The organism is Streptomyces sp. NPDC031210 (assembly GCF_055570395.1).
Window position 1 is genome coordinate 102,953 of sequence record NZ_JBVIHH010000003.1, and the last position, 13,308, is coordinate 116,260.

The following is a 13,308-nucleotide window of genomic DNA, read 5'->3' on the forward strand; positions in this document are numbered from 1 at the left end:
TCTTATTCCTGGTCCTGCGGCGCTCTACGTTCGAGGTCGGAAGCCTGGACGGAGGGAGCATGAGCGTGAAACGGGTCGCTGTCATCGGGCTCGGCGCGATGGGCGCGCCGATCGCCCGCCGGTTGCTGGGCAACGGTTGCCAGGTCACCGTCTGGAATCGCTCGCCGCAGCGGGTGGTGGCGTTGCAGGAGGCGGGCGCTGCGGTCGGGGCGAGTCCGGCGGACGCGGTGCGGGGGGCTGAGGCGGTGATGGTGTTGGTCGCCGACCCGCAGGCACTGCTGGCCGTGATCGAGGGCGAGCAGGGGATCGCGGCCGGGATCCTGCCTGGAGCGGTGGTCGTGCAGATGTCGACGGTGGCGCCCTCATCGGTGACCCGTCTGGCACACGCGCTGCCACCGGGTACGGGACTGTTGGACGCGCCGGTGCTCGGCAGCGTGGCCGAGGCGGCGTCAGGGGCGCTGCGGATCCTGGTGGGTGGCCCGCAAGAGCTGGTCGAGCGATGCTTGCCCCTTCTGGCGCACCTGGGTGCAGCGTTGCGGGTCGGGGAGTTGGGGGCCGGCACCGCGGCGAAACTCGTCGCCAACAACGCACTCTTCGGTGTACTGGGCGTGCTGGGCGAATCCCTCGCGCTGGGCGGCGCGTTGGGGCTGTCGTGGGAGGCTCTGCACGAGGTGCTGGGCGTGACGCCGTTGGCGGAGCAGGCCGCGCGTCGACGCCCTGCGATCGAGGCCGGCGACTATCCGGCACGCTTCGCGCTCGCTCTGGCCCGCAAGGACGCGGACCTCGTCGCCGAAGCGGCCACTGACGGCGGGCTCGGTCTCGGTCTGACCGCCGCGGCCCGGGACTGGCTGGTTGACGCCGAGCTCGCGGGGCGCGCCGATCAGGACTACTCGGCCGTCCTTTCCCACATCCTGCACGCCGCGACGAAGGGACCCCGGCGGTGAACGTGATCGCCCACCTCAGCGACACTCACATCGACAGTGGGCCCCGCAGCATCGAGCGCACCCGGGCCGTCATGGACTACCTCGAAGACCTCCCCTACGACCTGGACGCGGTCCTGGTTACCGGAGACATCGCCGACCATGCCCTGCCCGCCGAGTACGAGCAGGCCCGCCGACTGCTGACCTCCCGGCACCCGGTCGTGGTCTGCCCAGGCAACCACGACGAGCGCGCCACCTTCCGGCAGCACCTGCTCGGACAGCCGGGTTCGGCGGCACCGATCAACCTGGTGCACCGCGCCGCCAGGGTCGTCATCGCGCTGTGCGACTCCTCGGTGCCAGGCAAGGACGAAGGCTTCCTTGAGGACGAGACGCTGGCGTGGCTGGAGGACGTCCTGGCCCAGACCCCGGACGCGGTGCCGGTACTGGTCGGGTTCCACCACCCACCGGCTCCACTGCACGTCCCTTTCGTCGACGGCATCCGACAGTTCGGAGCAGAGCGGCTCGCCGCGCTCACAGGCCGCCACTCCAACGTCACGGCCTTTCTGTGCGGGCATGCCCACACCCCGGCGGCGACCACCTTCGCCGGACGCCCACTGCTGGTGGCACCGGGAGTCGTCTCCACACTCCGACTCCCCTGGGAGCACCGGGCCCACGCCGAGGACCACGTCCACCTCAACCAGCCACCCGCGCTCGCCTTCCATGTGCTTGACGACGAGGGACGGCTGACCACCCATTACCGGTGCGTCAACGCCTGATCACGTGGCAACAGACCTTGAGCCCCTGTTGACCATGCTGTACGTAAAGATCGACGCGGAGATCGCAGAAAACGGTGGATGGGGCGGCTGCCGGCTCAGCGACTCCGAGCTTGACCGACTGGCGGTTGAACAGGTGCGCTCGGTTATCGCGCCGAGCCCCGCTCCCGCCAACCGCTAGATGGTGACTTTCAGGTCCACATGAATGTGAGGGGTGCCGCATGATCCGTATCGGCAAGCTCGTGCCGTCCGACAGGGATGTCTGGGAGGCCCTGTTCCGCGCCTACATCGAGTTCTATCAGCGAGTCGAGCCACCCGAGATGTACGAGCGGCCGTGGCACGAATTCCAGGCGGACACACGTCTGCACGCCCTCGGGGCGAGGCTGGATGACAGGCTCGTCGGCATCACGCACTTCTTCGTCCACCCCAACACGTCGGGGCCTGACGTCTGCTATCTGCAAGACCTCTTCACCGCACCGGACGTGCGCGGCAAGGGCGCGGCTCGCGCGCTGATCGCTGCCGTGTCCGACTGGGCCCGGGCTCGCGGCTGCTGCCGCGTGTACTGGAACACTCACGAGTCCAACAGCACGGCTCGGCATCTTTACGACAAGGTAGCGGAGAACCGTGGTTTCCTCCGATATCAGATCGAACTGTCACGCTGATGCTTGAGGCGCAGCTCGTGGTCTTGCTGGTGAAGGCTGGTGCAGGAACGGGTGCGGGAACAGGTGCGGCCACCGTCGATCATCGTGAGTTGTGTGGACTGACGATGAGACGGTGGCCGCGGGCCACAGCATAGATCCCGCCCGTCGGCGGGATACGTCAAGACGCCCACACCCAACGACTACGCACACGCACACGCCCAGCAATACCCCCAACTCGCTCGGACCAGCCACTCCACCACCACGCCGCCCCCAAACAAGCTGACCCGCACGACGCGCGCGCGTCCTCAGGCCGGACTCAGGGCACCACCGCCCTTGGGCCCGTAAGGATCAGGTCACCAATCAGGACCGCCCACTCACGACTCTTGGAACCATCTGATGCGTGCCCCGGGGAAAGCGTTGACCCGGGTCGCTCACTTACGAGGGCCGTGAGAGCTCGTCAGACGTTCGTGGGTGATAGGTGGTCGGGGAGGTCGGTGAGCCGGTCGGGGAGGTCTGTGAGCCGTTCGATGCGGATTACCGTCTCGTCTGCCGTCGGCGACGGTCCACCGGTGACGAAGTCGATGCCGCGGTCCAGCCAGATGCCGGTGAGCCCGGCGAGGGCGGCTGCGTTTACATCGCTTTCCAGCATGTCGCCCACGTTGACCGCCTGCGCGGGGTCCGTCCGCATCTGCCGGCAGGCAGCGGCGTAGGCGACGGGCTTGGCCGCACCGAGCTCGGTTGGGGTCAGGACGGCGTCGAAGTATTCGAGGAGGCCGAAGCGGGTGAGCTTGGCGCGCTGCTGCTCGGGGTTCCCGTTGGTGAGAACAGCCAGGCGCGGTCCTCGGGGATGCCGTTTCAGGGCCTCCAGGCATGGCTGGACATCGGGATAGCACCGCCATGACTCCTCAAACACGGTGAGGTAGCGCTCGGCGATCCAGGCGTCCAGAAGGCGGGGACTTTCAGGAACCGGCTCGCCGAGCATCGGCAAGAAGGAACGGAGCCTGCGTCGGTGGTGCTCAGCGAAGGAGCACTGACCGGACAGGTATTCCCGCATGTGGCGCGCCTCCAGCGTCCACCACAACGTCGCGAGCTCCTCGGGTGGAGCCGTCGCGTTCGGCGCGGCCTGGACGATCTGGCCGATCGTTTCCCAGACCGCGCTTCGGTGATCGACCAGGGTGCCGTCCAGATCGAAGAAGATCACATCTGCCATAGGGCGATCATCTCGTGGTAGCTGCCCCTGCCGCCAGAAAGCAGGTATCGCGATCTTCCTGTTCGGGATGGTCGTCCAGGGCGTCACAACAGGGCGAACGTTGTCTGATGCGGCACTGGCTTCTGCACCGGGCCACCCGAAAGCCAACCTGTGGTTTGCCTGTTGGGCGACGGCAAGGGTGGGTCGGCTGTTCCGCGCAAGGTTCAGGCTGTCCGGCACCCTTGGAGTTGGTCGGCGAGCGCGAGGTCGGGCCACGGCAGGCATCTGCTTCGACACCGGGCTCGCTGGTGAGGCCCTGGACCGCGGTTCGACGGAGGCCGATTCCACGGCGTCGGTGGCGAACTGCCATGGAAATTCGGCCAGTTCATCGCGGTCGGCACGGTAGAGCAGGCAGGCGAAGGCCATGGCGCTGTCGGGGTCGATCTGGTGGGTGATGGCGAGGCCGGCGATGTGCTGGGCGGCATGGGCGCCGCGGACGGTCCAGGTGGACAGGGCCCGCAATTGGCGCGCCGCCCGTTCTCGGCGGGGGGGGCGGAGTGGCGCTCAACGGCTCGTCGAGGGGCGCTGGTGGAATGGCGAGTTGGGTAGCTGCCCCAGGCGGTGCCGCGCGACGCGCCGGGCCAGCAGGCACAGGGTGATCCGGGTGGCCTGCAGCACTGCGTCGCCGCCGTCCGCCCGAGCGGGACGGCCCAGACGGCGCCAGGCTGCTACGGCGGCAGGCTTCGCCCCGGGGTGCGGAGCCTGCCGCCCGCGCCCGGCTCACCAGGCGACGAGCGGGCCGGCACCGCATTGATTCCGGAGGACCACCAGGCAAGGCGCCCCGTGAGGCGCCCAACCCCCGCTCCAACAGCAGAACGCACCCCACACCCCCTACTCGCCGGTAGAAGGCGAGGCCCTCAAGGCAGATCACGTTGCTTCTGGAGGTGAAATATCCCCAGCCCTTCACCTTTCCCTCGCACTATTTGACGTCTCAAGGGCGAGCCGGTTTACGGTGACCCACCCGCTCCCCCACGTTTCAGAGGTACAGCTCCATGCCTGAATTCAACCGCCGGCGCTTCCTCCAGGTAGCGGGCGGCACCGCCGGCGTCGCGGCTCTGTCCGCCAGCATCATGCGCGCCGCCGGCATCCCCGCCTCCGGCCGGTCAGGATCGATCGATGACGTCGAGCACATTGTTGTCCTCATGCAGGAAAACCGCTCCTTCGACCATTACTTCGGCACGCTCAAGGGCGTCCGGGGATTCGGTGACCCGCGGCCGCTGACGCTGGAGAGCGGGAAATCCGTGTGGCACCAGTCCGGCGGCGGCGAGGAAGTCCTGCCCTACCACCCGGACGCCGACGATCTGGGAATGCAGTTCATCGCCGGACTCGACCACGACTGGGAAACCGGTCATCAGGCATGGAACAAGGGCAAGTACGACGACTGGATCTCTGCCAAGTCGTCCGGCACCATGGCCCACCTGACCAGGGAAGACATACCGTTCCACTACGCCCTGGCCGATGCTTTCACGGTCTGCGACTCCTACCACTGCTCCTTCATGGGAGCCACCGACCCCAATCGCTACTACCTCTACAGCGGCCACGTCGGAAACGACGGCAAGGGCGGCGGGCCTGTCCTCGGCAACGAAGAAGCCGGCTACGACTGGACCACCTATCCCGAGCGTCTGGAGAAGGCCGGGGTGTCGTGGAAGATCTACCAGGACATCGGCGACGGCCTCACCGAGGACGGGCTCTGGGGCGCCCTCGAAGACGCCTACCGCGGAAACTATGCCGACAACTCGCTGATGTTCTTCAACAAGTTCCGCAACGCCAAACCGGGTGACCCGCTCTACGAAAAGGCGTGTAAGGGAACGAACATCAAGAAGAGCGGCCATCTTCTCGACGACCTCCGGTCGGACGTCAAGGCCGGAACCCTGCCGAAGATATCCTGGGTCGCCACCCCGGAAGCGTTCTGCGAGCACCCCAACTGGCCGGCGAATTACGGCGCCTGGTACATCTCCCAGGTCCTGGACGCCCTGACGTCCAACCCCGAGGTCTGGAGCAAGACCGCGCTGTTCATCACCTATGACGAGAACGACGGCTACTTCGACCACGTACCCCCGCCCTACCCGCCCGCCGACTCCTCCTGGGGAGCCTCCACCGTCGACACCAAGCTCGACATCTTCCCCGGTGACAGCAGTTACAGCGCGGGCCCCTACGGGCTCGGCATGCGCGTCCCCACACTCGTCGTCTCCCCCTGGTCAACCGGCGGCTACGTCTGCTCCGAGGTCTTCGACCACACCTCCATCATCCAGTTCATGGAACGCCGCTTCGGAGTCCACGAACCGCACATCTCGCCCTGGCGCCGCGCCATTTGCGGCGACCTCACCTCCGCCTTCGACTTCAGCCTCAAACACACCAAGCACGCACCGCTGCCCAGTACCGACGCCTACCAGCCGCCGGACAAGGAGCGGCACAGCAGCTACACCCACTCACCGCCGGCCGCCCCGGCCCTGCCCAGGCAGGAAAAGGGCACCAAGCCCACCCGGCCCCTCCCCTACATGCCCCTCGTCACCGCGGCCGTCAAGCCCTCCAGCGGCAACATCAAGCTCACGTTCACCCCGGGTGACGAAACCGGAGCCTGCTTCCTCGTCACTTCAGGCAACCGTGACGACGGGCCCTGGACCTACACCGCCGAAGCGGGCAAGAAGATCTCCGACACCTGGAGCACCGGCCCCTCCGACGGCACGTACAAGCTGACCGCGCACGGCCCCAATGGCTACCTGCGTACCTACGAAGGCACCGCCGCGACCGCGAGCCCGGAAATCACCGGCCACCACGACAAGAACACCGGCCGCGTCAAACTCAACATCACCAACCCCACCAAAACCACGTGCCACCTCACCATCACCAACGCCTACGGCGGCAAGAGCAGCAAGGTCACCATCGCGGCGGGCGGCCGCCAGACCCGCTGGGTCGACCTCGGCCACAGCAAGCGCTGGTACGACCTCCGCGTCCACTCCGACAGCGACAGCACCTACCTGCGCCGGCTCGCCGGACACGTCGAAACAGGCGAGCCCGGTACCAGCGACCCCGCGCTCCGCACCGTCTGACCACTACCTACCGAGAGCGGGCATGGTGGACGTGCTGTTCATCCGCCCTGACGTCGCTGCCGCCAAGGCGCACGCCCATTACGTGACGCCCGGTGGTCAGCGCCTTACTGGTTGGGCGAGTTTTGAGGCGACCCGGGCCCGTGCGGCGGGTACCCCTCCCGCCCGCCGCACCGCCGAACCGGCGCATGGGCGGCGGGCGGCGGGCGGCGGGCGGCGGGCGGCGGGCGGCGGGCAGCGGGCAGCGGGCAGCGGGCAGCGGGCAGCGGGCAGCGGGCAGCGGGCAGCGGGCGGCGGGCGAGTCGCCTCCAAGACGGTGCTCAACCGTGCCCGTCGTCGTGCCGGGGAACATCAGGATTCTGAATCGATCGGTCAGTCACGCCCCAGCAGCGGCACACCCGGATTGTGCCGCAGCGCGTCCAACACGATGCGGAGTCATCGGCTCGCCACGGCCGCACGTGCGCGACGGCGTTGTGTTCGGAGGCCGTCGACGTTGGGGGACTCCCGTGGGGTGATCGCTGTCCGCGGTCCCGCCTTGCCTGTCCGTGGCGGCGAGCCTTTTGTGTGGAGCCGGCAGTACGGAGGTGGCTACACCGTGGTGAGCCGCCGTCGATGCGCAACGACTGGCCGGTGATGAACGATGCGGAGGGTGCGGCGAGGCCGCATACCCTTACCCCATTCGGAAGCGGCTGTGGCGTACCCCAGCTTGCCGGCGCGGATGCCGCTCAAGCCGACGCGGCAGAACCCGACGGCATGGTCGCTGGGCGGAACCACGATCGCGAGGAAGTACTCGCTGCGCGGCTCTTGCTGGGCGCGGCCGACGGCGCCTTCGAGCACGGATCGGGTGCCGTCGCGATCCCTGCTGTCGAAGGAGAGCCAGCTCGTCCCCCCGCGCGCGGCCGCCTCGGCCTGCGCGGACGGACCGCAGGAGCGCGGCGCAGTACTCGGCGTCGGGCGGCTGGCTTTGTTCATGAGACCGGACAGCAGATGTTCACCACTTCGGGAGGCACCGCTGCCAGGCGCTGTTCGATTGCGGAGCAGGTCGGAGACCGGGTACCGGCACCTTTGGTCAGTCCGCTAGAAGAGGCCGGTGCGCATGTGCTGGGTGAGGTTCTCGGTGATCTCGCGCAACCACGGACTGCGGACGGCCGGCAGCCGGGCCAGGGTGTGCTGAAACGCGCTCGGATCGACCCGGAACAAGTACCGGGGGCGCGGTGCGGGCGGGTCGTCGCGGAGGACACCGTCGGGCATGCCGCCCGACGCGGGAACTGGCAGGTGCGGCTTGGGGAAAGCCAGCCACAGCCACACCCCGAACGGCAGAGGCACCGGGTAGGCCGTAGTGGCAGGGCCGGCCGGGGTCCAAGTCTCTCCGGTCTGCGGATGGGTCGGCACGAGGACGATGTCAGCGTCCGCGTTGAGGGTGGGCCGTCCTGGTCCGGCCAGGACGGCGCGCCGTGCCGACGGACCCGCGGGTAGCAGGGCGTCGAGAGCGCGTTGGAACACTTCCTTACTCAGACCGTCCGGGACGGTCACCGGCCGTCCCTCCGAGGCCGCTAGCAGGTGAGCGAGTGCCCGGCCAACCGCGGCCTCCCACTGCGGGCTCCACGACGAGAAGTGGTTCGGCCCGAGCCGCGACCCCCATGTGGCGATCGGCTCGAACGGAGGCGTGTACTTCCCTTCCTCCAACAGCTCTGCCCAGGAGAGCGGTGCGGAGTCGGCGCCGTCGACGAGGAGGCGGCGCACGGCGTCGGGGGCGAGCCATACCGCCTGCCAGAGCGAGCAGTCGTCGATCCGGCTCGCCACAGGCAGGCCACACTCCTCGCATGCCATGTTGGGGCCTTCTGCTCCGTCGAGGCCGCAACAGTAGCCGCCGGCCCGCTCCGGGATCAGCAGGGTGCCGCGGGCGTCGCCGGGTGCGATGACGATCGAGCCGAGGGCGCCGTCGGAGAGGGCGTAGACCGGCGCGTAGATGCCGCGGGCCACCGCCTCGTCCGGATGGATCTCCTCCCATCTCCGCCACGGCGGCCCCCAGGGCTCCGGGTCCACGGCGAACGTGCCCGACTCCATCAGCACCGGAAGCTGATTCCCGTTCCCGTACTTCTGATGAGCGTGGGCCGGCAGGGCGACCCAGGACAGCGGGTTGGTCAGCTCGGCGCCGCATCCCCCACACACGAAAACGAACAAATGCCCTCCGCCAGCGAAACAGAGGGCATTGTCGCAGCTCCGTGGCAGACCAGCCAACGTGTTTTGAATCCACTGCGGTGCCGAAGCACAGCCACGACATGAGCATCGCCGTTCGAATCCACGGCGGGCTCTGACGCCTCCCGAAGTGGTGAACATCTGCTGTCCGTTCTCATGAACAAAGCCAGACGGCTCACCTCCGCCAGGGCGGGGTGAACCGCTGTGCCGACGACAGCGTTGCCCGGTCGGCCCGGCGGTGCCGGCGCCTCGTATGCTCGCGGTGCGGGGAACCGGAAGCTGACCACCTTCGGAGGCGAACGACCATGTCGGAACAGCGTGTTGTCCTGGTTACGGGCGGGGGAACGGGAATCGGGGCCGCGACCGCCCGGCTGCTGCGCACCGCCGGGCACGAGGTCGTGATTTCCGGGCGGCGGCCCGAGCCACTGCGCCGGGTGGCCGAGGAGACCGGAGCGCTGGCCCACCCTTCCGACGCCGCCGACCCCGAAGCCGTGCGCGAGCTCGTGGAGACGACGGTGACGGCGTACGGGAGACTGGACGGTGTGGTGCTCAACGCCGGAATCGGGCGGGGCGGCGCGGTCGGCGACACCGCGGTCGAGGACTGGGAAGAGCTGATGCGGACCAACCTCACCGGCCCGTTCCTGCTGCTGCGTGCCGCGCTGCCGCATCTGCTGGCGGCCCGCGGCGCAGTGGTCGCGGTCGCCTCGGTCGCCGCGCTCCGCAACAGCGTCGGCAACGCCGCCTATGCGACGTCCAAGGCCGGTTTCCTCCACCTCTGCCGCTCCCTCGCCGTCGACTACGGCCCGCAGGGACTGCGGGCCAACGCGGTGTGCCCGGGCTGGGTGCGTACGGAGATGGCCGACCAGCGGATGGCGCGGTTCGCGGCAGAGGCGGGGCTGGCGGGCGGTACCGAGGCGGCATACGAGGAGGCGAACCGGCTGAATCCCGCCGGACGGCCGGGTGATCCAGAGGAGGTCGCCGAGGCGATCGACTGGCTGCTGTCACCCGCCGCGTCCTACGTCAACGGGGCCGTCCTCACCGTCGACGGCGGGGTGACCACGGTCGGCGTCGGCGGTGCCGCCTTCGACTACCGGATCGAGGCGCGCACCCCACGCCTGTAGCGGACTCCCGGACAGGCCCTTTCCGGGTCGCGCCGGACCCTGGGGTCACTCCGGAGAACCCCCTCCCGGGTGCGGGCCGGCCGGTTCACATCCCGAACGACGTCTCAACTTCGCTGATGATGCTTCCGGCCAACTCAGTCACGTCGTCCTCGACGGCCGGGAACTCCTCGATGCCGAGCATCCCGTGCCTGATCGAGTAGTCGCGGATCTTGTGCGGTGTCCCATGAGCTCCTCCTCTCCGTAGTGGACGCTGACCCGGCAGGAATCGGCGCCCGAATGCCGTACGACATTGGTCACCGACTCCTGGACGATGCGGAACGCCGCGAGGTCGATGTCGGCGGGCAGGGCCTTCTCCACGGTGAGCATCGCGTCGCGGGCCTTGGCCGGCTGGGTCTCGACGACGCGGGCCGCAGCGCCGGCCTGGAGGGCGATGATGCCGATGCTGTAGGCGACGGTGTCGTGCATCTCCCGGGCGATGCGCAGGCGTTCGGCGGTGACGGCCTGGGTGGCGGCCCGGGCGTGCAGCTCTTCGGTGTGGGTGCGGGCCTGATGCACTGATCGCGGCGGAGAGCCTCGCGCAATTCTCGGCCCGTGGTTCCCGGCAGAGCGTCACGGTAGGCACACCCGCCACGCGCCATCTTCCTCGACCTGGTCGCCGCCGAGCGGATCAAACTCCGCTCCCTGCGCTCGACCTGGATCGCCTACGGAGCGACCGCCCTGGCCTTCATCGCGTTCAACGCCGGCACCGCCTACGACACGTACAACCACGGGACGGAACGGAACGCGGCCGACCGGGCCGACTTCATCCGGGACGGCATCCCGCTCCAGGAAGCCTTCACCGCGAACGCCGCCATGGTCATGATGCTCGCCCTCGGCGCCATCGGCACCCTCACCATCATCGGCGAATACAGCACGGGCACCATCCGCACGACCTTCGCGGCCGTTCCGGCCCGAGGCTCGGTGATGGCGGCCAAGGCTGTCGTCGTCACAGCAGTCACCACCGTCTTCGGCGCCTTCGTCGCGGGCGCCTCGTTCACCCTGACCCAGGCAATCCTCGACGGCAGGGACGTGGGCGTCCCGATCGGCCACCCAGACGCCTGGCGCGTAGTGGCAGCGTCCGCCCTCCTCGCCCCGGTGTGGGCGCTCGCCGGCCTGGCGCTCGGCGCCGTCATCCGCCAGACCGCGGCCACCATGACCGCCTCCGTCGTGGTCCTCCTCGTGCTGCCCATGGTGCTCACCGACGGCCGCCGCTGGTCTGCCGTCGCCGGGCATGCCATGCCCTACCAGGCACAGATCCGGCTGGTCACGGTCGATTCCGCACCAACGGCCTTCCCTGGACGGCAGGTGGGCCTGGACCGTCTACACGGTGTGGGCGCTCACCTCGGCCGCGGTTGCCGTCGCCAGCGTGCGCCGGCGCGACCAGTGAGGGGGGCCGGGCGGCCTACGCCCAGGCGGGACTTCCTGCTCCGGTCCAGAGCCGCTGGGGCCTGAGACGTACGTCGCACCACATGCGACGGCGAAGGCTGACCAGCCCAGCCCTGGTGCCGGACTCAGCGCCGTCGCCGGCACCCACGCGGGCCCGGGGCAAGTTCGCGGATGAACTCCGCCAGGGCAGCCGTCGGCGGCGGTGGTCACCAGTCGGTGAGGTCGACCACCCGTGAACAGTGCGGGTCGTCGGTGTCGGTCGTTGTGAGCCGCTGTTCGTCGAGCAGTGACGGCAGGGCCGCCAGCAGCGCTGTGAGGGCGCCACCGGGGCGTACGTCGGCGGCTGTTATTCCGGGGAGAGCCTCATCGGTGTCGAGGTAGAGACGGAGCCGGTCTGGGTCCAGGAACAGGAAGCCGCACAAGCGCGCCTGTGGGCGTTCCTCGGTGGAGGGGTAGGCCAGACAGCGCAGGAGCGTGAGGGACCAGTCGTCGTTGGTGAAGGGGGCGGGATCCACGGTCGCGGGGTCCACGGTGAACAGGGTCATTCCCATGACGGTGCTGACCTTGTCGCGGGGGTAGATATGAGTGCCTGTGTGGACCGTGCGCAGGAGGGCGGCGACGTCGTGCGGTGTGCGCAGTTCGTCACCGGTGCGCAGGGGAATCTCGTAGGCGGTCAGCCGGTCGGAGGCGTACTCGTCCTTGTCGCCGAGGACGACGCGTACGGCTTCCGTCGTGGGTGGTGCGGGGAGGACGCCTCGTACGTGTTGGTCGTCGATGAGGGGTGCGTAAACGTGGTGGAGCAGCAGGCCCGTGATGTCGGCCTGCTGCTCCGCCATCTCGTCGTGTTCGTAGGTCACTGATTTACCCAGTTCGGGCACTTCTGCATGCCCTTGCAGTATGCGGTGATCACGCCGATCTTATTCCCCTTCCCGGCGTCGTAGCGCCCGTCGTCCGTCTTCCGGGCGTACCGGGCCTTGACGACGATCTTCACGGTTCCGTACTGGCGGTTCGTGACGACCCCCCAGTACTCCAGGTTGGCCCCACTCTTCTTGTCGGCCTGGCCGCCGAGAGGGATGTTCAGCAGGTCGCACTTGCGGATGTTGTGCCGGCCGGTGAAGTGGTTCCAGCCCAGTTCGGCGTTGCCGATACGCGTCGGTATCTCCCGACCGTCGGGGTCGACCGCGCTGCACCTTTCCTTCTTGTTCCACCACGGTGCCGCGCTCGCGGGCGCGGCGGCTCCGGCAATGAGGATCGTTGCGGCTGCGACTGGCGACAGGAGCGCCGCGATCTTTTTCATGACCCGACCATGACATGCATACCTGCCGAATGTCACATTCTGTCTCGTCAAATTGCCTACCTTCAGGGGGCGTTCTGACGGGCGTCACCGCGGGCGGCGCTTCTTCGTGCGGCTGCCGCCAGAATCTGATGCCTCCTCGCATCCGGGGATGGCGGTTCTCGAGACGGATGATGCTGCCGTCGAGTTGGAGCATGGCGAGGTGTAGGTCGGCGCGCATCTCGTTGCGGACGCGGAGCCGTTTGAACTGGTGCAGCCAGGCGAAGGTGCGCTCGACGACCCATCGTATCTTGCCCGGGGCAGTCCGGAGCCGTGCGGGGGCGACGTGGCGGGCGGCATCGGTGGGTGTGAAAAGCCGATGTGATGGCCTGTTTGGCAGGCTGAGAGGATTGCGTTGACCGTAGTGGAGGAAGGGGACGGGCATGGCCGTGCTTGTTTTGTCCGGCGGCCTGGCGCTCGCCGTTGGAGGGTGCGTTTGCATCGTGTGGGCGGCGCGGGGTGGCCCACGCTGGGTGCGCGCGGTGTCCGCCGTGACCTTGGTGGCGTGCGAAGTGGTGAGCCAGGCGGGGAGTAGGCGACGGAACACCGCCCTGGGGCACCGCGGCGACTCAGACGACTAGCCTCGCTTTTGCCCGAGCC

Annotated in this window: 11 protein-coding genes and 2 pseudogenes; 6 read left to right on the top strand and 7 right to left on the bottom strand. The window is 68.6% G+C overall.

Annotated elements, in window-relative coordinates; translation table 11 throughout:
• The first annotated feature begins 44 nt into the window (after positions 1-44).
• The 3 genes from ACZ45Z_RS07640 to ACZ45Z_RS07650 all read left to right on the top strand — a co-directional run bounded on the left by ACZ45Z_RS07640 (position 45) and on the right by ACZ45Z_RS07650 (position 2,355).
• A complete protein-coding gene (locus ACZ45Z_RS07640) occupies positions 45-944 on the top strand; it encodes an NAD(P)-dependent oxidoreductase (protein WP_468358723.1) in 900 nt (299 codons plus the stop codon).
• Positions 941-1,696, top strand: coding sequence for a metallophosphoesterase (locus ACZ45Z_RS07645; RefSeq protein ID WP_468357705.1), 756 nt, complete (start codon positions 941-943; stop codon positions 1,694-1,696). Before ACZ45Z_RS07640 ends, ACZ45Z_RS07645 begins: the two co-directional genes overlap by 4 nt.
• Positions 1,697-1,914: 218 nt before the next feature.
• Positions 1,915-2,355, top strand: coding sequence for a GNAT family N-acetyltransferase (locus tag ACZ45Z_RS07650; protein WP_468357708.1), 441 nt, complete (start codon positions 1,915-1,917; stop codon positions 2,353-2,355).
• 436 nt (positions 2,356-2,791) lie between these two features.
• Here ACZ45Z_RS07650 and ACZ45Z_RS07655 read toward each other — a convergent pair whose 3' ends face one another.
• The gene (locus tag ACZ45Z_RS07655; RefSeq protein ID WP_468357711.1) at positions 2,792-3,544 is read right to left on the bottom strand and encodes an HAD family hydrolase; all 753 of its coding nucleotides are present in this window, start codon (positions 3,542-3,544) and stop codon (positions 2,792-2,794) included.
• Positions 3,545-4,575: 1,031 nt separating this feature from the next.
• On the opposite strand from ACZ45Z_RS07655, the gene ACZ45Z_RS07660 reads away from it, so the two are divergent.
• Positions 4,576-6,633, top strand: coding sequence for a phosphocholine-specific phospholipase C (locus tag ACZ45Z_RS07660; RefSeq protein WP_468357717.1), 2,058 nt, complete (start codon positions 4,576-4,578; stop codon positions 6,631-6,633).
• A gap of 585 nt (positions 6,634-7,218) precedes the next feature.
• Here the strand turns inward: ACZ45Z_RS07660 and ACZ45Z_RS07665 are convergent.
• Both ACZ45Z_RS07665 and ACZ45Z_RS07670 read right to left on the bottom strand, forming a co-directional pair.
• The gene (locus ACZ45Z_RS07665; RefSeq protein WP_468357719.1) at positions 7,219-7,602 is read right to left on the bottom strand and encodes a GNAT family N-acetyltransferase; all 384 of its coding nucleotides are present in this window, start codon (positions 7,600-7,602) and stop codon (positions 7,219-7,221) included.
• Positions 7,603-7,707: 105 nt separating this feature from the next.
• Positions 7,708-8,814: a hypothetical protein gene (locus ACZ45Z_RS07670; protein ID WP_468357722.1), complete on the bottom strand. Its 1,107-nt coding sequence runs from the start codon at positions 8,812-8,814 to the stop codon at positions 7,708-7,710.
• A 320-nt stretch (positions 8,815-9,134) separates the two neighbouring features.
• Between ACZ45Z_RS07670 and ACZ45Z_RS07675 the strand changes: the two genes are divergently transcribed.
• A complete protein-coding gene (locus ACZ45Z_RS07675) occupies positions 9,135-9,950 on the top strand; it encodes an SDR family NAD(P)-dependent oxidoreductase (protein WP_468357725.1) in 816 nt (271 codons plus the stop codon).
• A gap of 165 nt (positions 9,951-10,115) precedes the next feature.
• Here ACZ45Z_RS07675 and ACZ45Z_RS07680 read toward each other — a convergent pair.
• A pseudogene (locus ACZ45Z_RS07680) lies at positions 10,116-10,508 on the bottom strand (sensor histidine kinase); the annotation flags it as partial.
• A gap of 294 nt (positions 10,509-10,802) precedes the next feature.
• Between ACZ45Z_RS07680 and ACZ45Z_RS07685 the strand changes: the two are divergent.
• A complete protein-coding gene (locus tag ACZ45Z_RS07685) occupies positions 10,803-11,441 on the top strand; it encodes a hypothetical protein (protein ID WP_468357728.1) in 639 nt (212 codons plus the stop codon).
• A gap of 140 nt (positions 11,442-11,581) precedes the next feature.
• On the opposite strand, the gene ACZ45Z_RS07690 is transcribed toward ACZ45Z_RS07685, so the two are convergent.
• The 3 genes and pseudogenes from ACZ45Z_RS07690 to ACZ45Z_RS07700 form a co-directional block, all read right to left on the bottom strand.
• Complete coding sequence (locus tag ACZ45Z_RS07690) at positions 11,582-12,232, bottom strand: hypothetical protein (protein ID WP_468357731.1); 651 nt, start codon at positions 12,230-12,232, stop codon at positions 11,582-11,584.
• Positions 12,229-12,672, bottom strand: coding sequence for a hypothetical protein (locus ACZ45Z_RS07695; RefSeq protein WP_468357734.1), 444 nt, complete (start codon positions 12,670-12,672; stop codon positions 12,229-12,231). The genes ACZ45Z_RS07690 and ACZ45Z_RS07695 overlap by 4 nt, the downstream gene beginning before the upstream one ends.
• A gap of 166 nt (positions 12,673-12,838) precedes the next feature.
• Positions 12,839-12,964: pseudogene (locus tag ACZ45Z_RS07700) on the bottom strand (transposase); the annotation flags it as partial.
• Between the last annotated feature and the right edge of the window lie 344 nt (positions 12,965-13,308).

Coding starts and splice junctions, on each gene's coding strand:
- ACZ45Z_RS07685 (WP_468357728.1), top strand. CDS start 10,803: ATGGTCATGATGCTCGCCCTCGGCGCCATCGGCACCCTCACCATCATC.
- ACZ45Z_RS07650 (WP_468357708.1), top strand. CDS start 1,915: ATGATCCGTATCGGCAAGCTCGTGCCGTCCGACAGGGATGTCTGGGAG.
- ACZ45Z_RS07675 (WP_468357725.1), top strand. CDS start 9,135: ATGTCGGAACAGCGTGTTGTCCTGGTTACGGGCGGGGGAACGGGAATC.
- ACZ45Z_RS07655 (WP_468357711.1), bottom strand. CDS start 3,544: ATGGCAGATGTGATCTTCTTCGATCTGGACGGCACCCTGGTCGATCAC.
- ACZ45Z_RS07695 (WP_468357734.1), bottom strand. CDS start 12,672: ATGAAAAAGATCGCGGCGCTCCTGTCGCCAGTCGCAGCCGCAACGATC.
- ACZ45Z_RS07660 (WP_468357717.1), top strand. CDS start 4,576: ATGCCTGAATTCAACCGCCGGCGCTTCCTCCAGGTAGCGGGCGGCACC.
- ACZ45Z_RS07665 (WP_468357719.1), bottom strand. CDS start 7,602: ATGAACAAAGCCAGCCGCCCGACGCCGAGTACTGCGCCGCGCTCCTGC.